Source organism: Pantoea sp. SJZ147 (assembly GCF_007828605.1).
Taxonomy (GTDB): domain Bacteria; phylum Pseudomonadota; class Gammaproteobacteria; order Enterobacterales; family Enterobacteriaceae; genus Pantoea; species Pantoea allii.
In genome coordinates, this window is the sequence record NZ_VIVB01000002.1 from 1 (window position 1) to 24,672 (window position 24,672).

General features: G+C 49.2%; 17 protein-coding genes and 5 pseudogenes. 14 read left to right on the forward strand and 8 right to left on the reverse strand.

Annotated features, from left to right (window positions below; all coding sequences use genetic code 11):
* Positions 1-224 precede the first annotated feature (224 nt).
* Positions 225-713 carry a MarR family winged helix-turn-helix transcriptional regulator gene (locus tag FBY13_RS02720; RefSeq protein ID WP_145393414.1) on the reverse strand — a complete coding sequence of 163 codons (489 nt, stop codon included), beginning with the start codon at positions 711-713 and terminating at the stop codon, positions 225-227.
* Positions 714-957: 244 nt separating this feature from the next.
* On the opposite strand from FBY13_RS02720, the gene FBY13_RS02725 reads away from it, so the two are divergent.
* A complete protein-coding gene (locus FBY13_RS02725) occupies positions 958-2,502 on the forward strand; it encodes a methyl-accepting chemotaxis protein (protein ID WP_145393415.1) in 1,545 nt (514 codons plus the stop codon).
* Positions 2,503-2,844: 342 nt separating this feature from the next.
* On the opposite strand, the gene FBY13_RS02730 is transcribed toward FBY13_RS02725, so the two are convergent.
* Entirely contained in the window at positions 2,845-3,069 is a 225-nt protein-coding gene (locus FBY13_RS02730; RefSeq protein WP_186440779.1) for a hypothetical protein, read from the reverse strand.
* Positions 3,070-3,392: 323 nt separating this feature from the next.
* On the opposite strand from FBY13_RS02730, the gene FBY13_RS02735 reads away from it, so the two are divergent.
* Positions 3,393-5,045: a methyl-accepting chemotaxis protein gene (locus FBY13_RS02735; RefSeq protein ID WP_145393417.1), complete on the forward strand. Its 1,653-nt coding sequence runs from the start codon at positions 3,393-3,395 to the stop codon at positions 5,043-5,045.
* A gap of 256 nt (positions 5,046-5,301) precedes the next feature.
* On the opposite strand, the pseudogene FBY13_RS23635 reads toward FBY13_RS02735, so the two are convergent.
* Positions 5,302-5,539: pseudogene (locus tag FBY13_RS23635) on the reverse strand (hypothetical protein).
* A 219-nt stretch (positions 5,540-5,758) separates the two neighbouring features.
* Here FBY13_RS23635 and FBY13_RS02745 point away from each other — a divergent pair.
* Entirely contained in the window at positions 5,759-7,345 is a 1,587-nt protein-coding gene (locus tag FBY13_RS02745) for a sensor domain-containing diguanylate cyclase (protein WP_145393418.1), read from the forward strand.
* Between the two features lie 149 nt (positions 7,346-7,494).
* Here the strand turns inward: FBY13_RS02745 and FBY13_RS02750 are convergent, their stop codons facing one another.
* A complete protein-coding gene (locus tag FBY13_RS02750) occupies positions 7,495-9,282 on the reverse strand; it encodes a GGDEF domain-containing phosphodiesterase (RefSeq protein ID WP_145393419.1) in 1,788 nt (595 codons plus the stop codon).
* Between the two features lie 577 nt (positions 9,283-9,859).
* Between FBY13_RS02750 and FBY13_RS02755 the strand changes: the two genes are divergently transcribed.
* The 4 genes and pseudogenes from FBY13_RS02755 to FBY13_RS02770 all read left to right on the forward strand — a co-directional run bounded on the left by FBY13_RS02755 (position 9,860) and on the right by FBY13_RS02770 (position 14,062).
* Positions 9,860-10,060 carry a hypothetical protein gene (locus FBY13_RS02755; RefSeq protein ID WP_145393420.1) on the forward strand — a complete coding sequence of 67 codons (201 nt, stop codon included), beginning with the start codon at positions 9,860-9,862 and terminating at the stop codon, positions 10,058-10,060.
* Positions 10,061-11,445: 1,385 nt separating this feature from the next.
* On the forward strand, positions 11,446-11,718 hold the full coding sequence (locus FBY13_RS02760) for a hypothetical protein (protein ID WP_145393421.1): 273 nt from the start codon (positions 11,446-11,448) through the stop codon (positions 11,716-11,718).
* 161 nt (positions 11,719-11,879) lie between these two features.
* The gene (locus FBY13_RS02765) at positions 11,880-12,146 is read left to right on the forward strand and encodes a biofilm development regulator YmgB/AriR family protein (protein WP_145393422.1); all 267 of its coding nucleotides are present in this window, start codon (positions 11,880-11,882) and stop codon (positions 12,144-12,146) included.
* A gap of 917 nt (positions 12,147-13,063) precedes the next feature.
* A pseudogene (locus tag FBY13_RS02770) lies at positions 13,064-14,062 on the forward strand (IS30 family transposase).
* Between the two features lie 134 nt (positions 14,063-14,196).
* On the opposite strand, the gene FBY13_RS02775 reads toward FBY13_RS02770, so the two are convergent.
* Positions 14,197-15,075, reverse strand: coding sequence for a DMT family transporter (locus FBY13_RS02775; RefSeq protein WP_145393423.1), 879 nt, complete (start codon positions 15,073-15,075; stop codon positions 14,197-14,199).
* A gap of 53 nt (positions 15,076-15,128) precedes the next feature.
* On the opposite strand from FBY13_RS02775, the gene FBY13_RS02780 reads away from it, so the two are divergent.
* The 4 genes and pseudogenes from FBY13_RS02780 (at position 15,129) to FBY13_RS02795 (ending at position 18,384) form a co-directional block, all read left to right on the forward strand.
* Positions 15,129-15,728 carry a TetR/AcrR family transcriptional regulator gene (locus tag FBY13_RS02780; RefSeq protein WP_145393424.1) on the forward strand — a complete coding sequence of 200 codons (600 nt, stop codon included), beginning with the start codon at positions 15,129-15,131 and terminating at the stop codon, positions 15,726-15,728.
* A gap of 216 nt (positions 15,729-15,944) precedes the next feature.
* Positions 15,945-16,277, forward strand: a pseudogene (locus tag FBY13_RS02785) (TraI domain-containing protein); the annotation flags it as partial.
* Positions 16,274-16,477: pseudogene (locus FBY13_RS02790) on the forward strand (SAM-dependent DNA methyltransferase); the annotation flags it as partial. The pseudogenes FBY13_RS02785 and FBY13_RS02790, both read left to right, overlap by 4 nt.
* Positions 16,478-17,130: 653 nt before the next feature.
* Positions 17,131-18,384: a hypothetical protein gene (locus tag FBY13_RS02795; RefSeq protein WP_145393425.1), complete on the forward strand. Its 1,254-nt coding sequence runs from the start codon at positions 17,131-17,133 to the stop codon at positions 18,382-18,384.
* Between the two features lie 655 nt (positions 18,385-19,039).
* Here the strand turns inward: FBY13_RS02795 and FBY13_RS02800 are convergent.
* The 3 genes from FBY13_RS02800 to FBY13_RS02810 form a co-directional block, all read right to left on the reverse strand.
* The gene (locus tag FBY13_RS02800; protein WP_145393426.1) at positions 19,040-19,234 is read right to left on the reverse strand and encodes a hypothetical protein; all 195 of its coding nucleotides are present in this window, start codon (positions 19,232-19,234) and stop codon (positions 19,040-19,042) included.
* Positions 19,231-20,814 carry a methyl-accepting chemotaxis protein gene (locus tag FBY13_RS02805; RefSeq protein ID WP_145393427.1) on the reverse strand — a complete coding sequence of 528 codons (1,584 nt, stop codon included), beginning with the start codon at positions 20,812-20,814 and terminating at the stop codon, positions 19,231-19,233. The genes FBY13_RS02800 and FBY13_RS02805 overlap by 4 nt, the downstream gene beginning before the upstream one ends.
* Before the next feature lie 730 nt (positions 20,815-21,544).
* A complete protein-coding gene (locus tag FBY13_RS02810; RefSeq protein ID WP_222430263.1) occupies positions 21,545-22,150 on the reverse strand; it encodes a TetR/AcrR family transcriptional regulator in 606 nt (201 codons plus the stop codon).
* 85 nt (positions 22,151-22,235) lie between these two features.
* Here FBY13_RS02810 and FBY13_RS02815 point away from each other — a divergent pair, with 85 nt between their 5' ends.
* The 3 genes and pseudogenes from FBY13_RS02815 (at position 22,236) to FBY13_RS02825 (ending at position 24,654) form a co-directional block, all read left to right on the forward strand.
* On the forward strand, positions 22,236-22,598 hold the full coding sequence (locus tag FBY13_RS02815) for a darcynin family protein (protein WP_145393428.1): 363 nt from the start codon (positions 22,236-22,238) through the stop codon (positions 22,596-22,598).
* 20 nt (positions 22,599-22,618) lie between these two features.
* A pseudogene (locus FBY13_RS02820) lies at positions 22,619-22,774 on the forward strand (DsbA family protein); the annotation flags it as partial.
* Positions 22,775-23,304: 530 nt separating this feature from the next.
* Positions 23,305-24,654 (forward strand): 2-hydroxycarboxylate transporter family protein, encoded by a 1,350-nt coding sequence (locus tag FBY13_RS02825; protein ID WP_222430264.1) that lies wholly within the window; start codon positions 23,305-23,307, stop codon positions 24,652-24,654.
* Positions 24,655-24,672 lie beyond the last annotated feature (18 nt).

Below are 24,672 nucleotides of genomic sequence, written 5' to 3' on the forward strand. Positions count from 1 at the left end.
GACAGCTCAACGAAAGGCCGAGAAAAACGCTAGACTATGAATCACCCGCAGAGCGGTTTAGCCAGTGTGTTGCATCCATCGGTTGAACTCACAGCTCATAGCGGACCTTCAGCTCAGTCAGCCTGTCCGCTTAGCGCCACAAGCGGACATTGCTAATTTCAAACTGTGTATGATGCGTGGAAAGCAGATTGAAATGCTTTTTATCAAAAGCAGCCGGAAATAATTTACCCGCGCTTTTGGGCCGTATGCAGGGCTGCATTAATTTTACGGCGCAGCAACGACACGTCATCCCTTAAGTAAGCAAGGGCTTCATAAGACATACCAATGTCCTTTATGACTGCTCCGGATATCCCGCTGGCCTGTTTTCTGAAATCGTCTCCCTGACTGGTCAGCGTGATGATGACCCGCCTTTCATCTTTTTCAGCATCCCGCCGGCGGACAATAAAACCAGCCTGCTCCAGGCGCCTGAGAAGCTGACTGAGCGTGCCGGAGTCGAGCTGTACGCGCTGAGCCACCTCTGAAACGGTAATCCCGTCCTTTTCCCAAAGTGCAAGCATCACCAGATATTGCGGATAGGTCAGCCCGAGCTGCCTTAGTAGGGGTTGATAAAGCCGCGTCATGGCAAGAGACGTTGCATAGAGTTCAAAACACAACTGCTCATCAAGCAGTACCACACCACCGGGACTCTCTGAATCGAGCGCTGAATTTTCCATGATTTTTCCTGCCGTTACCTCATTCCGGATGCCCGTTAACGTGTTCCGTCATGGATACCCGTACTGTCTTACATGACAGTATACCTGCCTGCACAACAGGAGGATAAGGGGGGGTTGCTTTTTAAATTGGCAATTAAGTAGTGCACTATATATATCTGTGTAATTTTTTTGCAAACAACCTAATGAACTGGAAAGGCTGTGCCGATAGTTAGACGACATAACATCACATCAGGAAATCATAAAAATGAAAATATCCGTCAGGCTGGCCACCGGTTTTGGGCTGTTGATTCTGTTATTTGTCCTCTGCACTGCCATCTCTCTCCACGCCCTGCACAGCGCCCGTGACGGGATGGAGGATGCGCTTAACGTCAAAATGAAGAAATACCAGCTGATACTTGACATGCGCGGCAACGTGCGGGACATGGCTATCGCAGCGCGTAACCTCGCCCTCCTGAATGAAACAAAGGCGATGGAGCCTGAGTGGAGGCGGCTGGAGACACAAAAAAACCAGTACATGAGTAACCGGGAAGCCCTTGCCACTATGATGCGGCAGGATTCAACGCCGGCGGGCAGGGTTGTTTTTGAGAAAATAACCGCTAACGATGAACAGGTGATGGCAGGTCTTGAGACAGCCGGACAGTTTGGCCTGAACAATCAGCCGGAGCAGGCAACCTCCTACCTGATGAACACGGTGCGCCCCATCCAGCGAAGCCTTCTGGACAGCCTTAACGAAATGACCGTTATTCAGATGAACAACACCCGCCAGGTCGTTCAGCAAAACAGCGAAAACACAGACCGGGCCTCCTTTATTCTGGTCGTTCTTGCCACGCTTTCTGTCGTGTTTTCCGTCGCTACCGGTTTTATTATTACCCGCATTCTGATGAGACAGTTGGGTGGCGAACCCGCGCAGGCTCAGGTACTGGCGGCCGCCATAGCGGCGGGTGACCTCACCTCTGAGGTGAGGTTACGCAGCAATGACAGGAACAGCCTGCTGGCGTCCTTAGGCGAGATGCAGTCGAAATTACGGCAGCTGGTTACTGAGATTAAAAACTCCTCCGGAAGCGTAGCGCTGGCCGCCGACGAGATTGCACAGGGCAATACTGAGCTGTCTTCCCGTACCGAACAGCAGGCAGCGGCGCTTCAGGAAACCGCAGCCAGCATGGAGCAACTCACCGCCACCGTAAAAAGCAATACCGCCGGAGCGCAGCAGACAGCCTACTCAGCCAGGGAAACTGCGAGTCTGGCACGCACCGGTGAGACTGACGTCAGGATGATGTCCGAGACCATGAATGAAATTTCTGTAAGTGCTTCCAAAATCGGTGATATTACCGGCGTCATCGAGGGTATTGCGTTTCAGACCAATATTCTTGCCCTGAACGCAGCTGTAGAGGCGGCACGGGCAGGCGAGCAGGGTCGGGGCTTCGCCGTAGTGGCCGGAGAAGTTCGCATCCTGGCTCAGCGCAGTGCGACGGCGGCGAAAGAGATTAAAACACTTATTGCGCAGGCTGTGGAGCAGGTCGGAAAAGGCGTCACCGTTGCCGGCGGCACGGGTGAAAGCATTCTTAAAATCGTCGCCATGGTTGGCGAACTGGCTGGCGCCATGGATGAAATAGCGCTGGCATCGTCGGAGCAGATGCAGGGAATATCTCAGGTCAGTATTGCGGTCAGCCAGATGGACGGCGTGACACAGAATAACGCCGCACTGGTTGAAGAGTCCTCCTCCGCGTCTCAGTCTCTTTCTGAGCAGGCTCATTCGCTTCGTGCACTGGTTGAGGCATTCAGGGTATGAGTGACATCATAAAGAGCATTCCTGTCAGTTCAGCGCTTCCCCGCTGCGGGAAGCACGACCCAGCCTCGGGTCGCTGAAACTCTGAGTTCCGTCTTTACTGATCTATGTACGAGTAATCACCTGAGTGCTGGCCGCCGGCGCTCAGGGAGCATGTCAGTCATACACTTCACGTTGTTCGCTCTTTAAGTCCGTTCACTTACGTTAAGATTCTTTGCATGAGCGCCCTCACTGCTGAAATATGTACGGGAAAGTCAGCGCTCGTGGGAGAGTTGGGCCTATGCAGATGTCCGGAGCAAGTCATTCACAGGATGAATGACAAAAACTGAGGGCTGTGCAGGTCATTCATGGCTTTCGCAGGCCCTGATGCAGGTGAAAAAGAAAAGTACTTTCAGGATAAAAAAAGGGGCCAGGGGGCCCCGTAAAATCAGAATGAATTTGCTTTGTTATTTTAAGACCGACCTTCTCATTTTCCATGGTGCTGGCTTGTTTTAATTTATCGGCAGAGGCCCCCCGTTCTTTAATGCATTGAATCACGGCGGCACCTTTTGAATCAGCGTATGCATTCATGCTGCCGTTTTCACAGGTAAAGGCCTTTTTCCAAAGCCGTCGGAACATGCGTCAGTCAAAAGATGGACCTGATTACTGTTACTTGCCCGCCATGCGGGTTTTTTTTGAGAGTTTCACAGAGGCAGCAGAGTCTTGCGCTGACTGATTAATCAACCAGAAAACGAGACAAGTTGGGAATTAATCACCTTTTATTTCAGTGATATGTCACTTTTTAGTTTTACTGGCTAATTTATGCTGCTTTCCTGCCGATATTTGTTCTGACAGTTTGCTTTAACTTCATTCCTTATTAACCTGTAAGATGCCATCTGTGGCAGGAAACTCCAATGACGATTACACAGCGCTTGTTGCTTACCTTTTCCCTCCTTTCTGCCGCTCTGTGCGCGATGGTCATCGTGGCTGTTATGGTGGCCAACGGGTTTCAGTCCCGCTTCCAGTATGTTCAGGAAAACACGCTCCCCTCCGTGCTTGATATCGGCAGAATGGTTGACGGAAGCAATTCGCTCATCATATGGCTCTACCGGCACCAGAGCGCAACAGACCCGCGCCGACAGGCTGAAGTGGAAAAGGAAATTGATGGTGTTATCGGACAAATTAAAACCCTCAACCAGTATTACCTGAACAACGACGTCTCAGATGAGCAGGATCGGCAGATGACGGATGCCGCGTTTGCCACCATTAAAAAAATTGACGCCACTCTTCCTGCTTTTCTGGCAGGGTCACGCGCACAGAATGACGCCGTGTCTCTCGGTGCACTTCAGGGAAATGACGGCATCGGCGCGGCGGCCCGTGAGCTGATCGCCGGCTATCAGAAACAACTGAAGCTGAATGTGGATATCGGTAGCGCGCTGCGTAAAGAGAATGATCGCACGTACAGGACCACCCTGTGGGGACTGACAGGGGGCTCTGCACTGGCCATAATTATCCTCGGCTTTTTTACACTGAAAACGATTTTTGCCATCCGTCGACAGCTGAACGGCATGCGCAAGACCATGGAAACCGCCAGCGAACGGCTTGACCTGACGCTGAGGGTGGACGCATCGCGCCGGGATGAAATCGGCATGACAGCGAAAGCCTTTAACCATCTGATTGAAAATGTCTCTGCCTCCCTGACAAAGGTTGAAGCCTCTGCACAGTCAGTCAGCTCAGCATCAGCTCAGATTTCAGCCGGAAATGAGGACCTGTCCTCTCGGACGGAAGAACAGGCAGCCTCGCTGGAGCAGACAGCAGCCAGCATGTCGGAACTCAGTGAGACAGTGCGTCAGACCGCAGAAAACACGCGGCTGGCCAGCCAGCTGGCTAAGAACGCACAGGAAATTTCAGAAGACAGTGCCGGCCGTGTCCGCCGGCTGCTGGCCACCATGGGCGATATCAGGGGAAGCTCCGCAAAAATAACGGATATTATTGCGCTTATCGAAGGAATTGCGTTTCAGACCAATATCCTTGCCCTTAACGCCGCTGTTGAGGCCGCACGAGCCGGCGAGCAGGGCCGTGGCTTTGCCGTGGTCGCCGGCGAGGTCCGTAACCTCGCCCAGCGTTCATCGTCTTCTGCCCGTGAAATCAAGACGCTGATTGAATCGTCTATGGGATTTGTTGAAGCCGGCTCTGACCAGGCAGAAGGTGTGGGTAACAATATGACGCGCATGAACGATGCCGTTAGGCAGGTTACCGATCTGGTCGATGAAATTTCTGTAGCTGCCAGCGAACAGTCACAGGGTATCGGGCAGGTTCACCAGGCCGTTAATCAGATGGACGACGTTACACAACAGAACGCCGCGCTGGTTGAGCAGGCCTCCGCGGCGTCACGCTCGCTTATGGAGCAGGCCGCTTCCCTGAACGAGCTGGTGAATACCTTTACGCTGGTTTCCACGCCAGCCACTGCGACACCCACCCATGCTCAGATGAAGAGTCCGTTAAAAGCCTTACGCCCTGCGATGTCTGGTGCGACACAGGGGGATCACAACTGGCAAAGTTTCTGACATTTAATTTTGTCGGATGACTGCGGTAACTTCAGAGCGGCCGGGCTCAGTGACTTCCCCTCTGACGGCATACCTTATCCGTATTGAGGGGTATGCTGCATTTACTGAGCGTTTAAAAGACAAAACTGTCTGGTTACTCACGAAACCCCAGGGGCAGTGTCTGATTTGTGCAGGATGCGGCCCCTTACCATTTTTCCTGAATCCGGACCTGATACTCAAAAAAATATATAAATTCTGCAAAAATGATGCGAGATGCCTACTTATCATCCAGCCCTTTAAGATTAAAATGCGGGTGCTTACCAGCCAGTAACAGAAGAAGTTCATATTCTCCCTGGCTCAGCGATGCCGGTTTTTTTGGCCTCCTTCAACGGCCAGACGCGCAGACTGATCTCAAATCGCTCTGCGGCGAATGCCTGCGCCATTCCCGCACTGATTCTCAGCTCACGAACATCATTTTTGACGGTTACAGGACTTCTCAGGAGTTTCTTTAGCAAAACAGTTCCCCTTAATATTGGTATGGAAGGGCCACAGGAACCTGTCGACCTGCCCTGTAAATATAATTCCCTTCTCATTAGCTGGCAGATTATCCACTAAAAAGACGGGAAGAGGTGAGTATGTGAAGAGAAAAGCGACCATTTCAGTCATCTAATTGGCGAGTTGAACGCACTACTGACTGGTATATTTTGAAAATATATACAGTCAGGATTATTGCCATGTTTCAAAAAAAAATTCACCTCAGGATGCTGCTGACATCACTTACTGCAGGAGGCATTATCTTCACGTGCTTCCTGCTTATGGGGGCACTCTTTCTTTTCCAGAAAAACAGCATTGAAGAAAGCCTGATTGAGAGCAACATTGCTTACGCTCAAAAGCTTGCTGACACAACCGACCGCTACCTCAGGACTGCCCAGCAGGAGCTGGCCTGGAGCGCGTCTCAGATAAAGACGCTGAATGATGTTGTCCACCTGGCGGGTGAAAGCGACAGACTCAGACTTCAGTCCGGCTTTTTTAATACAGTAGTTGTGGTAAACCGGGACGCTGTTATTGCCGCCACGTCACCCGAAAGCATGAAACTTGTGGGTGTCAAGCTGAAATCGGTTGCCAGCCGTAAGTCTATTGATACCAGGAAGCCCTTCATATCGCCACCTTTCACCTCGGCAACAGGCAATTACGTTATTTTCATCTCTCATCCACTTTTTGGCCCGGAGGGCAGTTATCTCGGTTATATCGGGGGAACAATTTATCTTAAAAAGCAGAGCATGCTGAGCGATATTCTGAGTCAGCATTTCCTGGGCAGAGATGCGGTGGTCAGTGTTGTCAGCAACGAAGGGCTGATTATTTTCAACCACGACCCGTCAAAAACCGGCGAGAAAATGGTTCTCCCCGCCGCAGTGCAAAAACGCCTGGCAGAGACGCAAAACGGGCGGTTCAGTACAGAGAGCGATGGCCGTAAGCTACTTGTAGGCTATGCCAATCTTCGCTCAACCGGCTGGAATATTTTCATGGCAGGAACCTCTGAGACGGTCAGTGCCATTCTTATGCAATCCGTACGTAATACCGTCTGGTTCATTATTGGTATCATCGCACTGACCTCGGGTGTCATGGCACTGCTTGCCGGACGTATTGCGTTGCCTCTGGAAAGACTCGCAGCAATCGTGCGTGAAGGGGGCAGTAACGCTACCGCCGAGTCGGTACGCGGTGTAAAGGCATGGTATTACGAAGCGGACTGCCTGACGGAAGCCGTGCGGGATCACCGGACGGCTGTCTCAGGGCAGATGGCCGTCATCAGTGATGAAGCGATGACCGACCCTCTCACGGGCTTATATAACCGCCGTGGCTTTAATGTAATGGCTGAAAGAGTAAAGGACGGCACGACACACTGCGTCATCGTGATTGATATCGACCATTTTAAAAACATCAACGACGCATTCGGTCATGACGCAGGTGATGTTGCTTTGGTCAGTCTGGCCGCATTACTCAGACAGGCCTGCAGGCCTGCTGACATGGTCAGCCGGTTTGGAGGGGAAGAGTTCATTCTGCTTCTGCCGCAGACGTCTCTTTCGGACGGTGTAGCGACGGCCGAGCGTATAAGGATGACAGTCAGCACCGCTCACTTCACAGGCGTGGGTACAATGACCATTTCAGCAGGTGTTGCCGTTTACCAAGGCCCGGATGGCGCGCGAGAGGCTGGCCTGCGCCATGCTGATGAGGCACTGTACGAGGCCAAACGTGACGGGCGAAACCGCGTCGCGGCTAATAACGCAGGAGCAGTTATCGTACCTTTCACTATACAGGGATAGGTTGTCGTCCGGTTTAAGCGGCTATATTCGTACTTAACCGGACCTTTACTGAATGAAGACATACCGGTTTACGCTCACAGCCGGTATGGTGTTCAGACTGCCGCAAACGTGTTTTTGTCTGGCGAAGCGGCGGCTGACCTTAAGTGATATTACCTCTCAACTGCGCCGCGCAGCCTCCAGGTCAGCCACTGCTCAAGCTCGGGTTCGGCAAGAGGCCGTGAATAAAAGAACCCCTGAGCCTGATCGCAACCGTACAGGGTCAGAGCCGCGACAGTTTCCTCGTTCTCAACCCCTTCAGCCAGCACCTCATAATTCAGTTCCTTGAGCATGCTGATGATGCTGCGTGTAATAATGCGTGACGCTGTGTCAGAAGAAAGCCCGGTAATGAGTGAGCGGTCGAGCTTGATAACGTCCAGCGGAATACGCCGGAGGTAGTTAATATTGCTGTGACCGGTGCCAAAATCATCCAGTGAAATGACGAAACCTTTTAGCCTGAGCGCCTCAAGTGCCTTTATCGCAGCGTGATTTTCGACTATCTGTTCGGTCTCCAGACATTCAATTCCCAGCAGTGCGGCAGGAAGTTCTTCCCGCGTCATTTTTTCTGCCAGATCACGGGCAAAATACGGGCGAGCCAGGTCCTGACCGCTCACGTTAAACGAGACAGGCAGCTGGACGGGACTGTTACGCAACCGCACGAGGCGCATAATCACCCGATCGACCACCCAGTCGGTGAGGACGCTGAGTAAATCAGTCTGCTCAGCAAGGGGAAGGAACTCTGCCTGTGAGAGCGCGCCGAACGTAGGATGATGCCAGCGTATGAGTGCCTCAAGCCCGACAGGGATGCCGCGTTTAAGGCAGATTTTAGGCTGATAGACAAGATAAAGCCCCCGGTTATTACGCAGCGCTGAGGCAAGATCGTTCAGCAGTGTAAAATCACGTGTGCGGCGCCCGTCAGACGCTTCACTGAAGCGCCTCCAGGCAATATTGTCTCCGACAGCCTCATGCAGTGCGCTGAAAGACCGTCGAAGCACTTCCTGCGAAGGCAATTCATCCGCCAAAAAATCCACCTCACCGGCGCGAATGGTCAGTGCTATGCTCAGTCCCTCACCGATATCAGCATGAACGCCCTCCAGTCTGTCCACTACCCAGGACGCACTCAGTATGCTGTCGGCACGGGTAAGGAGAGCGAACCGCCCCGTGGCCACCGTGTAAATCGTATCCGTGGGTGCCGGCCTCAGCCGCAGTGGCAGGAGCGTGGCTACGTCTTTAAGCAGGCTTTCCACTGGCTCCATGCCCATTGAACGAGCCAGCTCGTAAGCATGTGACAAGTCGATGCAGTCAATCAGTATAAGACGTCGTGGTGTTCTGTCCTCCGAGGCTTTCAGGTACTGAAGGTCACGCATGAGGCGCTGGCGGTTTGGCAGGGAGGTAACAGGATCGGCGAAGCTTGCAGCATGCCAGGCCTCCAGAAACGACATAACCAGCGCAGCCAGGAGCCTGAGCATGGTGACCTGCTCACCACCAAAATCATGTGGTGCAGTATCGGTCACGCAGAGGGTCCCCAGGATAATGCCCTCACTGTTCTTTAATGGCGTGCCCGCATAAAAACGAATGTATGGGGCACCTGTGATGAGGGGATGGGTTCTGAACCGTTCATCGTTAAGCGTGTCAGGAACAACCATTGCCGTATCGCCGTCGACAACATGACGACAAAGCGAGTCAGCACGTGAGGATTCTTTAAGGTTAAAATTTCGTGCTGCACTGACGTACTGTTTCTCATCATCCAGAACGGAAATAAAACTGCCCGGTATACCGAGTGCCTGACTGGCCAGCCGCACAAATTTTTGCAGAACATCATCCCGGCTTTCATCAGGCCTGCGCAGGATCGCGATCGCGTGGTGACGGCGTTCTTCGTCGGCGCTGAGGTTGGTAAGCATGTGTGACAGTCCCCCGCACCGCCCTGGAGCAGGCGCGAAAAAAGAAATTGAAAAGATGCAAAAGCATCTTCCTCAAAAAATAAACTTATATGATAAATACTGTTTTCTCGCACTTAAGCGCCATTAATATTTTAAATTAATTTCAAGTGTCGCTTAAGAAAACATACCAGCCGACAATAAATTTATAGTATATAAACCATAATTCCACTAATTAATCTATAAATCAGATTTAATATTTGTGTTAATTCTCAGCATTGAGTATATCGTAAATAACAGTTACCCTTTCCCACATATTTCTTCAGTCAGGGCTTTAAGCACTTAAAGAACGGCACGTGCTCAACGCCTCTCGAACCCTCCGACGTTCAGTGTAAAGATAACAGCCTCAGAGTACCCGCCATTCAGTGTCCGGTCTTGTGTATCACCGTTCAGGTGCATATCTGAAACCGGTGACTTTATTCAGTCAGGATTGCCTGTACAAAGCCCATGAATCTGCACAGAAGCGCGCATCAGGCACGCTCATTCGGGTCGCCTCACTCCGGATGCTATAATTAAAAAACATTTGCTTCCCGGAGGCGTCATGGGTTCCGAAGAGGATACCAGTAAAAAAGCGCTTGAACTGATTGGCTGTATTGTTCCCAGACTTCTCAGTAAAAAATCGGGCGCGCCAAAAGAAGATGTCATACGTGCGCTGCGACGGATCGGCCAGAAAACCTGTGACTGGCGTGTCCGTGAAGGCTGCAAAAAGGCAGTACAGATGCTGAACAAAAGAGTGCACTGAGGATGAGCTGCAGAATACGGAGGCACACGAACCTGTGCTGTACACAGTGTATCAGTACCCGATGCTATTCCAGGTCAGAACCAATGAGGAAGAGCGATGTTCTTTTTCGCTGCCACTGCCGCCATCCGCCTTAGCCCGGTCTGCCAGAGGATCAGGCTGTCTGGCGACGCGCCTTTCAGACCCGCCAGCGCGGCGAAAAAATCGTTTCCGCGCTGATACCATCATCAAGCCGCGATATTCACATTTCATTTCTTACAGTCAGCAGTCAGACTTCCTTTTTTTGTTTCTTAACGGCCCCGGCCCTGCGCGCGCTTGCTTTTGCTCTGGCGTATTTAATGACTGTTACCCATCTGATATCACTACAACCGTTTAAATGTGACTGAAGAGATAAACGCAGCTGGCCCCAGTTAAGTATTTGTAAATCAGGTTTTGTACGGTTGATATGCCCCAACGCGTTTAGGGCGAGAGTGACCCTGCACTTTGCTGCACTCAGGTCTCCGTCAGACTGACAGACGCCAGCTATCCGCCTGATTTCTTTTGCGCAATTTTCGACTGCTTCATTGAGGTTCAAAAAAACTTCTCCGGGTTGACTATCCTTGTGCACAGGGCAGGAGGCCTGACAGGCCCATTTCTGGGTTCTCTCCCCGAAGACAGGCTGCTGCGACAAGAGCCGATGACGCTGGGAAAAGGGCGTAAACAGGCTGAACTGATATCTGGATCAGATTTGTTTAGTCCTGATAATCACACTGCGTAACTGTGCTTTCGTACTGATAATGACCCGGCCAAAAATTTACACGGTTACCTGACTACTCATTTCTGAAACTGTCTCCGTTTTACTGCCGTCCAGATCGCTATCGTGAATAAACGCAGTGCCTCAATTTCTCACGATATAAAGAAGAACGGGTCATTTTGGCCATCTAAAAATTGAAAAAATTTTATAACCTCAATCTTCGGGACGCAATATTATGTTATTTGCTTCATTCACAGGCCTATGCTCCCCCCCATACCCGGATCTTCACGCGTTTGACTCAGTAAGCGGGCATATCTTTGCCAGCCTGCTTTGTTTGTCTTCGTTCAGGTCAACTGACTTCACCTGCAATCCTGCGAACCCTTTTGTTCACCGGCGCGGGCCGCCCCCACTGCAGGATTAAGCACAAATGAGTAACATACTCATCACTCCTCCCTGTATGAGGAAATATTGCATGCGGGCTGCTCATTACCGTTATCAAATTTTACCCTGAAAACTCTCAGGATAAGTCTGTTTTTATATATTCAGCCGGACCTGTAGCTATACTCAAAAATTGGACAAAACAGACTGGCGGCACGAAGCGACAGCATCAGTCGGTCCGACGGACCTTTTACAGCCAGGTAATGAGGAACATAATATGTTGAGACATAACGCGAAAGGGATAGACATTATCACCGGTGAAGCCCTGCTGTCCCTTCTGAGGGAGGAGGCGCCGGTCAGCAACGAATCACTGGCAGCACGCCTGCAACTTTTTCTGTGTAATGAAGAAGATGCTCACAGGAAACAGGCAATACTCGATGCACTCAGGACACTGAGCACTTTGTCGGGTTATCATCACTCGTCTGATAAAGATGCTGATATTACTAATAAACAGGAACTGATTTTCCACTTCTCTGGCATGAGGCATTAATATCAGCCCGGTAAAACCGCCTGTGTGGCGGTTTTACCGGGCTGATAAAGGCCAGTGCGCAAATTTTTTGCATCCTTTATACTCTGCCAGCTAACCATTGTGGGCTTAACAGATGTACTATGCTCACATTCTCCCAAACTTACCCTCAAACATGAGAACAAATGCGCGGTCATTTATCCAAGCGAGATCCCCTGAGTTCAATTGCGCATCTTCTGGATGCTGAAGTAGACCCCTCATATCAAAGAGTGTTAGGTCAAATAGTCAGTGAAATTCTCAGATCAGGTAACAAAATAAATAAAACAACAATTTGCATTAAAATAGTGCAAAAATCGGAGCTTGCAGCCGATGATGATGATGAGAAGCAACAGTGTTACCGTGAGATTTTAAAATTGCTTTTTATTCCCGCAAAGTCTGATCAGGATGGATGATCCCCATTCTGAATCATCTACATACAATGACCCACCTCCTCCCGGGCGTGGTAAGCAAAGTATACACGGTGGTTATTGTTATCTGATATTAAACATTTCATTCACCCCGGGCAGCTTTTGGGACATGCTGGCATTGGCGCCAGCAAATAGCATTACAGAGATGACAGTCGGCTTCTGAATAAGTGCCGCACCGCCATTGTCAAACAGCACTCCCATCGCTGAGCAAGACTTCACAAACACGGCCGGAATAACACTGACCTGCTCCCAATTGATTCACACCGAATGATGTTATCAATATCCGCAGCTCGCTTATAGCGGGGGGGCGGGAGCCAGGAGATGTCAGGGGAAAACAGGATGACGTGCAGACGCAGAAGCGAAAATATTCTGACGTGGCACTAATGTCCGGAAAAACAGGGCCGATAATCCAGTTATCCCCACACCAGGGACACCTGAGAGAGCCACCGCATTGCTCTGCCCCGTTTTACGGGGCTTTTTTTTGCTCTTTGTGAGTTTTCTGGCCAAGCTTAAGGTGTGCCGTTCCTGCTGGTTCCGGCACATAATTTAGAAATAATTATGAACGTGACCCGATTGTTCAGCCCGCCCAGAAAGATGGCGGGTTTTTTCATGGCATGCGTGGCCTGGGTTGTTATGTTTAATTTGGCAAAATTTGCCTGCCTCATCATTTCGACGTCCGCTTTTCGCTGTGAGTTCAATGGGTCGATGCAACGCTATCCTTAATCAAGGGGAACGTTGTCATGAAACGAAGAACTCGGATTAACTACACGCCAGAGCAGAAGGCAATTATCTGGGACAGATACAAGCAAGGTGATTCTCTACATGATATCGCCAGAATGTTCGACAGATATCATTCTTCCATTATGCCCACTATCCACCAGACAGGCGGCTAACGTCCTCCCGTGCGAAAACGGCACCGGTTAGCGCTTTCGCCTGATGAAAGAGAGGAGATATCCAGAGTACTGGTAGCAAAACTCAGCATCAGGGACATCGCCGCCAAATTATCAAGAGCGCCCTCAACGATTAGCCGCGAGGTCAGGAGGCACGGTGGTGCAAAATAATACCGTGCAGCAAAAGCCGATGCGACTGCGTGGGAAAATGCGCTGAGACCAAAACCTTGCAAGCTAACTGAAAGCCCCGCATTGTGTAAAATCATTGCAGAGAAGATGCATCAGGACTGGGCGCCGGAACAGATCGCCGGCTCGCTGAAACGCTGTTATCCGGATAATCAGGAAATGCATGTGTCACACGAAACGATTTATAAAACGCTTTTTATACAAACCCGGGGAGCATTAAAAAAAGAGCTGCAGCAATGCCTCAGAAGCGGAAGAGCAGTGCGTAGATCCAGAACGTCATCGCTTAAAGGGAAAGGATTAGGGTCAATCCCGAACACGATACCTGTCAGCGAAAGGCCACCAGAGGCGGCTGACAGAGCCATTCCTGGTCACTGGGAAGGTGACCTGATTCAGGGCTCGAAAAACTCCTGTATCATCACCCTCGTAGAACGCCATTCCCGTTTTGTTATGCTGGCGAAGATCAGAGACAACAGGACCATAACGGTTATATCTGCACTCATCAGACAAGCCCGGGAATTACCTGCTGAGCTTTATAAAACATTAACTTGGGATCGTGGCGCTGAAATGACCAGCCACACACGATTTACTATAGCGACAGACATTCAGATTTACTTCTGCGAGCCTCAATCTCCCTGGCAACGTGGCTCAAATGAAAATACGAACAGATTGCTCAGACAATATTTTCCAAAAGGAACTGACTTATCGGTTCACAGCCAGCAAAGACTAAACAGTGTTGCCAGACAGCTCAACGAAAGGCCGAGAAAAACGCCAGACTATGAATCACCCGCAGAACGTTTCAATAAGTGTGTTGCGTCCATCAGTTGAACTCACAGCTCATAGCGGACCTTCAGCTCAGTCAGCCTGTCCGCTTTGTGCCAGAAGCGGACGTCATGAACGTTATAATGTGTTAACAATCAGTTTTTGCGCTCAGGCTACAGTAATCTGTTATTCCGTAATGATTATCTTTTCAGGTAATACTCACCCGCAAGATATCCCGTTACCGCTATAAAAGTTACTGCAGCTCCGAGTAATGTACTGCCGGGCGGTAATTCACTAAAGAAGATCCAAACCCATAGCGGTCCCAGCACTATGTCAGTCTGTGCAATCAGGCTTGCCTCAGCGGGGTCAACATACCGGCTTCCTGCCATGAAAAGCAGATAGCTCATACTCTGAGTGGCCAGCGCAAAAGCAAGCAACCACAGCAGGTCATGTAAACCAGGAAACGGAAGGTCTGGCGGCATCATTGCAAAACAGAAGACACCACAGATGGCGCATGCAAGAGCTGTGACAGCCGGCAGGTTCATTTCCGGCCACTTCCCCGACAACACTATGCTGGCGGCAAACCCGGCCGTCATCAAGAGAGCCAGTGCGTTGCCTGCCATATTGCCTTTCCCTGAGGCAGAAGCGGCCATGACAATAACTCCCACAAGGCTGACGCCCGCAGAGATAAGGGCGCGCTTTGTTATTTTCTTCTTCTGTATCAGCCAGCTCAGCCCCATAGCAAAAAAAGGAATGGTGGCGTAAACGGTCATCACACCTGCGACGCTGGTGAGTTTAAGTGCCGCTACGTAGCAGAACATGGAAACTGCCATAACAACCGCTGTTATTAAGCCTTTCAAGCCTACATTTCGGCGGAATGAAAAGTGGTGTAAATGCCCGCTCCACGCGAGCAGAACAGTCAGCGACATTAAAGCAAACAGTGAGCGCCATGCGACCATAGCCCATGTGTTCATATCTAGCATTCTCACGAAAAATCCCGCTGAGCTCCACAGGATGGCCGAGAGGCACACCATAATCAGCCCCAGTGTGTGTCTGCTCACTTTCATGAAGTGTGGCATCTTTTGTACCTGCCTATTATAGTCTTATAAAAAAGTAGAACGGTCTAATTATTATGGCTAGAAATGATACACGCAAACGGCTTTTGAATGCTGGTATACGGGTTTTCATGAGAGAGGGTTATGAAGGCGGGGGGATAACAACGATTCTGAGTGAGGCAGGAATGCCTAAAGGTTCTTTTTATAATCTTTTCCCGAGTAAAGAAGAATTTGCTTGTGCAACGCTTGACGCTTATATCGAGACGTTTCAACAACTGCGGAATGATACGCTGCTGAACAATACCCTGATTCCTCGCGTGCGCCTGATGAACTGGCTTAACCGGCACAGGGAATATATTGAGCGTGAACCTGATTCAGCAGGTTGCCTGGCCGGTATTATTGGACAGACGATTTCGGGAAACAGTGGAAAAATCCGGCAAAAAGTGTCGGCATTTTTTTCCTTCTGGGAGAGCGATCTGCTTAACGTATTTAATGACGCTCAGCATGCACAAACCCTTTCGCCGGTAATGTCACCAGAAAGTGCTGCAAAGCTTGTAATCAACAGTTATGAAGGTGTAATGATACGTATACGTGTAGAAGGAAGCACGTATCCTTACGACTTTCTGACGCAGACGTTGCCAGATATGATTTTTTGCAAAACCGCAACCGCTTCTTGATAAACACCATGCAAAGGAAAGTCCGCTTTTCGCTCATAGCGGACCTCCAGCTCAGTCAGCATTTCCGCTTTGTGCCATAAGCAGACAGTGACCGGTCGGGGAAATAACAGGCCTGCAGGACAGCTGGAGAGTGCGGTCGTCAGGGAGGTGGCGTTTCGCCCGGTTCTGGAGGGCAGCACGTTTTTGCAGACGGAGGAGCGCCGCAGGCTTGTCAGAATGCTGGCAGATAACAGTCCGCTTTCACAGTCCGTTACCGGGGCATGGTGGCTGATGCCTGCGCAGGCGATGCTTGAGCGTGTGCAGGACTGCCCGGCCGCATGGAACGGTGTGTATTCGTCACCGGGGGGATTTGGCGACCTCAGTCTTGGCGTGGCAGTCCGGGCGGTCAGGCTCGTCAGGGGAATGATGCTGCCGCCCGGCGCCACACCTGAAGAGCAGTCGGCACAGGCCCCGGGCTGGGTCTGCGCGGTATTCTGGGCAGGCCTGTTTCATCATCTGCCCTGGCTGACGCAGGTGGAAGGCGCGACGCAGTCCGGAAAAATCTGGTACCGGTGACTGACATTGATCCGCTGGCAGCGGGCATGGCCAATATCCAGTTGTCACTCTGCGGCATACCCGGTGAAGTTGTTATCGGGAATGCATTATGTAACGAACGGCGACGGGTTTTGCTGACGCCTGTGCATTACAGGGAAGGATGGTCAGCACGTTTGACCGCTCAGCCCGAAAGCAAGACTGACGCGGCAGCATAAAATGGACTGACTTATATATGAATGACCGAAATCGAAGAAAATGACGATTAATGAACATGGTAGGCTGAGTAACCGGCCTTTTTTATTTTTGCTCCCCCCACGTTTATTAATGTCTGCCATGAGATAGAGTTACCTGACGCTGAAGGCAATACTTTACAAAATTGAGAAATGAGTAATATAAAAATTTACATTCCAAAAATTGTTAAAGAAAGTAACCAGAGTGACGATAACGGTAAAACGTAATGTGCAAGCTTCCACTTCAGGGATTTAGCATGGCCGTTATTAACACGGATATACTGCCACTAGTTACGCAGGTTGACTTGGCAATGTCACAGTCCTCGCGGCGCATGGCTATTAAGTGCCTGTATTTTGGTCTGTACACATTGACGGTGCGGGCGATGAAACCATCCACAACCACCCACCTCCAACCTTGAAGTCCTGATCTTCGCAGCAAGTAACATACATGACGATTCGGGCGCAGAATATCTACGACTCAGCCTCAGGCATCAACTCGATTCAGGCTGAAGTTAACAAGCGCCTGCATGAAACCGACCGCCTGAACTAAAAGACCGATCGGCCTAAGAGCCGCCTAATAGCTGAATGACCGCCGCAGTTGCGGCATCTTTATTTCTAATAACGGAGCTATTTTTCCTATGCTACTGCTTATGAAATTTCTTCATCCTTACCTGTTATTTTGCAATTTGGCCGCTTGGGGGCTTGCACAGAATATTGAGGGCCTTGGGCTATTTAGCTACATAAATGACTTCCCAATGCGTGTCGGAAACCAGGTGATTTATCCTTTAAATTTCGACCCAACACATGGTGTAAATGTGCTATGTGGGGCGCTTTTCTTTATATTGATACCTGTTTCACTGCTGAACATTCGCGCTGGATTTTACCTGAACAGACGGGCGGGCTGGATTAGTTTGTGCATATGGGTAATACCCGGTGTAATAAGTCTGCTTGGCTATGTTCCAGACTTCCATAATTTTGGACCTGATAAATTTGAGTATGGGGCTGGCTTTACTGGCAGTTGGCCATCAGCGGCAGCAAATCTGATCATCTTCCTGATTGCTGGTTGGTCAACCATTATGCTATTTGGTGCATTATGGACGAGAGATAAATTCAAAAATGTCTATGATCATTTTTGGTACGTTTTGGGCTTAATCGCAGCTTTGTATTTCGTTGTTGACAGCGGTTTGCCTTCGTATAAAGAAGACCTTTCAGAATCCAGCGATCGCATAACCTCTATCATGCAATTTTATCGTAATGGTGAGCAGAACCTTGAAGCCCTTTGCAAAGATCCGGCAGTAGTAAATCGGACTCCGGATTTATGCAGTCTTACCTCAGAGATGAAATGGGGATTTCAGGATAGCCTCTTTTCAAAGGAAATAATAAGAGCTAGAGCCGACCTGCCAGACTGGGTCAAAAGCGTTGCAAGTAATCCTTCTCTTAAAAAGCAGATCGATACATTCAACGTCATTGCTTGCTCATCTGGCCAGATTAGGGGTAACTGCCAAGTCATTCCTTTTGAGATGTCGCTTGGCGAGGATGGTTACAGAAATTCTGTTGCTTTTCTCCCTCCACCTTATGCACAGGCACTCCAGCGACTGCATAAATCCATGCAAAAGGCCGACGAACATGTTCAGGAAATCGAAAAGGGTCATAACGCGCGCTATTTCGTGTTCCTTCTGCTGGCATTTACAGCAGGAGGTAAGCTTGCCAACGCCTCAAGATCTATGGTCAAAAATGATACGGTTCGCCCTTCTTCGTGGCTTTTAATAATCATCAGGTTTGTCATTATGAAAGTACTGTGGACCTGCCGGATGCTTGTAATGAAAATTATCAGGCCACTTATTAAACTATTTTTCTGTCTGTTGCACGGCAAAAAGAGAGTAGATAATTAAAAAAACAGGCAGAGGAATCAGCTACTGAACAAGGCTAACAGGGTTAAAGTAAGAATTTTAACCAATAGCTCGACACAAGACCGCTCAGCGGTCTTGTGTTCTTTGTAGTATTGAATCAGTTCCCTGCTTTAAAAGTTTATCATTTATTATTTAGTAAATTAAAAACAGATTTTGCTCCTCTCCCAGCTCTAACAGTTTTCTTTACAGTAGTCCCTCAAAATCAGACACTACGTGCAGATAAGCGCCGCGAAGGCATATAGCTTGCGAATATTCAGGATAATTTAGGGCGGTGAGTCTTGGTGCAGATCACCCAAAGAGGCTTAACGTGCCTCTGCTTAATCAATTCAGCTTTCTCCCGAATCCCATTGAACATTTCTGACGTATCATCTACGTATACACCGTGCGGAATTAGTGTTTCACATTCTAGTGACCTGCTCCCTATAAATGAATACGCGGCTTCACTAGCAAATTTTCATCTCCTGTCGGATAACTGCGAACGTCCGTTCCTCGCTCATAGCAGACCTCGCCATCCACATATTTCCGCTCTGTGCCAAGAGAGGACATGTGCACACCGTGAACCTAAAAAAACGCCTGAAGCAGGCCTTCAGGCGTCAGGTCCTGTCTGGATTTCAGTTGGTGTCTCGATTTGCTTTTATCAGAACTGTTCCCCGTACTGATTCTGCCCAACAGTCGCGGCTGTTTGCGTTTTTTTCATGGCAAGTACAGAAATCACTTCTGGGCGAGTCTGTTTCCGCTTCATAACTGATGGCTTTCCTGAGGCACTATTGACGTAAAAAAAAGGATATTCATAACTTTTTTCAGCATTTGAATATCCTGCCATCTGAATCATGACTTCAGCGACATCTCGGATTCGCCGATTTTAAATGAATCAACGACACGATTCAGATTCACCGTTTCATCCTCAACAAGCGTTACCGCTGATGAGGTCTCTTCAGCCAGCGCCGAGTTTTTTTGAGTGACAGTGTCAAGTTCAGAAATAGCAATATTAATTTGCTCAAGCCCCTTGCTCTGTTCATCCGTGGCGGTTCTGATGTTGTTCATCACTTCATGTATCTCCAGTACTGATTCATAAACGCCGGAAATTGAATCCTGAGCGACATCAGACAGCCTTGCACCTTCTTCAATTTCCGTCACTGAATCGGTAAGAAGAACGCTGATTTCCTTCGCTGATGATGAGCTTTTTTGCGCAAGATTTCTGACTTCTCCGGCAACGACAGCGAATCCTTTTCCGTGCTCGCCCGCTCTGGCTGCCTCAACAGCCGCATTCAGTGCCAGAATATTGGTCTGAAAAGCAATGCTTTCAATAATGCCGGTAATATCGCTAATTTTTGACGATTTTTCCTGCATCGTTTTCAACCGGTCTGACAGTGACAGGACTACTGATTTACCCTGCTCAGACGTTGTTTTGGTGTGGTTAATCAGCTCAGATACATCAGCAGAGTTTTGCGCGTTATTTTTTACCGCCACAGTAATTTCCTCCATACTGGATGCTGTCTGAACAATTGACGCTGCCTGCTGTTCTGTGCGGGCTGAAAGTTCGTTGTTGCCGGTACTTACCTCATTGATACCCTTGACAATATTGATCGCCCCCTCCTTTATCTCGGAAATTACCCTGATAAGGCCTGACTGCATCTCGCTGAGTTTACCGAACAATGCCCCCATTTCAGTTTTGGGGTGGAATTCTGTTTTCACCTCACTGGTGAGGTCGCCTGACTGAATACGTTCCAGTTGCGCATACACTTGTGACAGGGGGTTGATGAGCACGTTTTTAAACACCCTGATGAGTCCGAATATGAAAATGAGATTGAAAATTATCGTTCCATAGAAAAATAAGGTCACGGTAGTATAAGTCTCGCTGCTTTTCGCGGAAATATGGGCGCTGATATCTGCCAGCCTGCTTCGCCATGCATCGTAATCGCTCTGCATTTTTTCCTTATAGGGGCCGGCATTTATTGAGAACATAAGGTTTACGTCCTTCTTATAGCCATTCTTTAACGACTGCTGCAAAATAGATGAATATGCCTCAAAGCTTTCCTGGAGGGATTTTTGTATATCTACTGGCATTCCCTCTAAATCAGCCAGTTGCTGATAGCTGGAAAAATCTTTTCTGGATTGACTCAGGACTTTTTCTCCGTGGGCAATAAAATAATTTACTTTTTCACTGCCCGGACCATCTTTGATTAACCACAGAGCAATACGGTTAGTGTCTGCTCTCACCTCATTTAACTGCGTCCAGATGTCGCTCATAAGCCGTACTTTTTTACCTACCACGTCAGCACTTATGAAATTATCTCTGTCAGACCTCAAATAGTTAAGAAATATCACTCCCACGCAAAGCTGAACAGCAATGATGAATATGCCACTGGCGAGAAACACTCTTGAAAGCTTAACTTTTCTGATGATAGACATTTTAATCTCCTCTGAAAGATTAAATCTCTATCGGCAGTTTTACCGGTAACATTAGTTTTTTAGACGGTATAGATTCGATATCAATTTGAAAAGAGTTTAATTAAAAGACAAAACCTTCCGTTGTAAATTTAAAATTGTTGGTTTTTTGTTGAAAATGCGGAATTATTTGCCATTCAGACAGGATAAAGCTTTAAAAATTTAGGTTTTTACAATAACTCTAGTCTATAAATAATAATAAATTCATTAAAATGTAATGAAAGTTATCATCTGCCATAGATTACTACTTCTCATTTAAGTTGCATTTGGAATTTATTTTTTCAGAATCTATCTTCTACTGACAATCAAAATATGTATTTGCATGTCTGTCTGTAAACAGAGATTTACTCTGGAAAATTAACAGAGTGTATCCGACTGCCCTGGAAGAAATCAGGAACAACTGCGAAAGTCCGTTATCCGCTGTGAGTTCAACCGATGGATGCAACACACAAGCAGAAGCGGACAAAGCCTTACATCGCGATATGGTGGTGTATGTTGAGAAGTAAGCGAAAGTAATGCCCTCAGATAAGAAGGACTGTCATATCGATTTAAATACTGCGCATTTAAAGCTTGAACCCTCGAATGACTCAAACTACAAGGGCCTGAAGGCAATGGAAAACGATTACGGCATAATGCGGTATATCAGCGAAGGTATTCGTCGCGATCCAGCGTTGGAGACAGGATTGCCAAATCATCATGTGCCATTTTCCAGGTAACCGTAGACGGCTCTGGCCACGCGCGAGCCAAGAGCGTCCCGATCCTGTTCGCCGCGTTCTCCGGCAGCGTCCACCATACCTTTGATGATCGCCAACACGTCCTGAGCAGCTAAATCAGGATCAGACTGTTGCGGGAGATCGGTTCGCGCCAGGATGGACAACAGGATCAAGTGCAGCCGACATGTGACACGCCGGGTATCTTCATCGAAGGGCAGTCGTGCCTCTTCCAGATCCAACAGCCGGGCCAGGGCCGGTCGGCGCAGTTGATGGTTCACTGCTGACGCGATCACACCCTGCAATGCCTTTCGACCGTTCGCATCAGCGACTATAGCCTCACACTCGGCGATTAGCTGCGATGTCTCTCGGACGATCAAGGCCCCGATCAGCGACTCCTTACCGGGAAAATACTGATAGAGCGATCCGATGCTGACGCCAGCCAACCCGGCGACTGCATTAGTCGTGAGCGCGCCGAGTCCATCCTGTTCCAGAATGCGAGCCGTTGCCTCAATGATCGCCCGCACCGTCTCGGCGGAACGGCCCTGGCGTGGCATTTTCCGGGGGCGCGCGCGCTGCGAAGTCGTCATCTGTTTCATGTACTGAATGCGAGTAGCCAAATATGAGGTTATGCTCGCATAATATGTCCTGCACATGACTATACAAGGACACATGATGACCCATTCACAATTGCCATTCGAACCGACCGTAACCGTCTTCATGCTGGTCAAAACCTCGCCTGAATGGCTCGGGTTCACCGTCGATCGCCGCTTCAAGCTTCTGGCAGAGCATTTCACTCCGGTTCTCAGGAAGCACGCGGCGAACGTCTCGCTGCGTTTTTTCGACGTGGAGTTCTATTCCACCCGTGTCACCGACATCTGGATGTGGGACGCAGCGGATCATCATTCCTACCAGTTATTGGTGGAAGACCTGCGTGAAACGGCCTTCTGGGATCGCTATTTTGAGATTGTGGAGATTCTGACCGGCGTGGAAAACGCCTATGCCAAAAACTACGATCGTCCGGTTATTACCGTCTGACTGCAAGAGGGGGCGGGGATATCCGGAACAACGATGCGCTGGCAGAGATGCTGGGCCTGACGGGAACGCCGGGCATTATCGTCATGCCGGTGGAAAATGCCACGGAAGCAAACACCACGGGGCTGCCGGGCGTTGTCAGCGAAGCGGTGATGCAGCAGGCCATACAAAAAACCTAAGGGGATTAATTACTTATAGTCCTGACCGTTTGCTTTTCGCTTACCAGCTATCCTCCATAAAATGTCCGCTTTGTGCCAGAAGCGGACGTTGATAAGGTAAATTTTTATACTTAAAGGGGAAAGGCTCCCTTAGTAAAAAGAAAAGGCTAGGCGATGAGGATGAGTTCCTGACTTAAAATTTGAACTAAACCCACACCCTGATCCAGTGCGCATGTCAGCTTTACAAGATTACTGAGCATAACGTCATAAACCGCCTCCCCGATATCTCTCAAAAGTATCAAATTGAACCGATTATTTGCCCGCCCCATACAAAAAGCTCACTTTTTAATCTGAAATGTAATGTGCAATTGATCACATCTGCAAAAATTAGCCAACAAAGCAGTTGGTATTTTGTTGATCTAAAGAACCGTAAGGAGCTAGATTGGTCGCGTTGCATGTTAAAAATCTGTAATAACCATTACCTCGGGTAATCCCTATTTCTTACTCTTCCGGATGCACACCAGATCCGGATATAAACGTAGAGACAGACGATGGTCAACATCACTGAAACCAAAGATAAAGCCGCAGAAAAAGGCACCGAGAATCAACCGGGCTGGGTTAAAACCTGGTGGAAACTCATGGACTTCGATATTGGCATTATTCCTTTGCCTGTCTATATCGTAATGGTCATCCTGATGGTTAGCTTTACCGCGATTAACGGGATTACTAAAGAGTTAGCGATGGTTATCGCTATCGCGGCAACGTTCGCATTCACCCTGGGAGAGATAGGCAACCGCCTGCCTCTGCTGAGAAATATTGGTGGCGGAGCCGTACTGGTTACTTTCGTGCCTTCACTTTTGGGCTTCCTTGGCTGGATTCCTCAGCCAATGACCGATAGCGTCGGTGAGTTCTTCAAAACCAGTAAGATTTTAAACCTCTTTATTGCAGCAGTGATTGTGGGTTCTATCCTCAGCATGGATCGCTCTCTGCTGATTAAAGGGTTCCTTAAAATCTTCGCCCCGCTTGCGGTCGGTTCGATTTGCGCCGGTTTGGTAGGTACGGGCGTGGGCGTTTTGATGGGCATTGATATTCATGAAGCCTTTTTCTATATCGTTGTCCCCATCATGGCAGGTGGCGTAGGTGAAGGTGCGATTCCGCTGACCATCGGTTATTCACAAATTCTCGGACACGAACAGGGTGAAATGCTGGCGAAAGTTATGCCAGCCATTATGGTGGGCAACCTCACGGCGGTGATTCTTGCTGGTTTGCTGGCAAACATGGGAAAACGCCTGCCTCACCTGAGTGGTAACGGCGTATTGCAGCCGGGCGCTGAAGATCTGTTGGGTAATAAACAAAAAACAGAAAAAGCATGTGATATCCGCGCGGTTGCAGCCGCAGGTATCGTCGCTGTTATGCTCTATCTGATCGGCGTGCTAATGCATGACCTGCTGAAATGGCCAGCGCCGGTGGTGATGCTTTTCCTGGCCGTGTTGTTGATGCTGTGTCACCTGATTTCGCCACGTATCCAGGCGGGTTCAGCAGTGGTGTATAAGTTTGCGCTGACTGCAATGGCCTTCCCGATTTTGTTCACCTTCAGCCTGGTATTAACGCCGTGGGAAAGTCTGATTGCAGGCTTCGCACCCGCAAACCTGCTAACCATTGTATCAACCGTTGTGACCATGGTGGCAGGCGGCTTCTTCACCGCTCGCTTCGTTAATCTTTATCCAATCGAAGCCGCGATTGTTACCAGCACTCACAGTGGCATGGGCGGTGCCGGTGATATTGCAATCCTGACGGCAAGTAATCGCATGCGCCTGATGCCCTTTGCTCAGATTGCTACCCGCATCGGTGGCGGCATCACCGTCGCTCTGGCGTTAATTATGATGCACCTGATGTACTGATAAAACGAATTGGCAAAG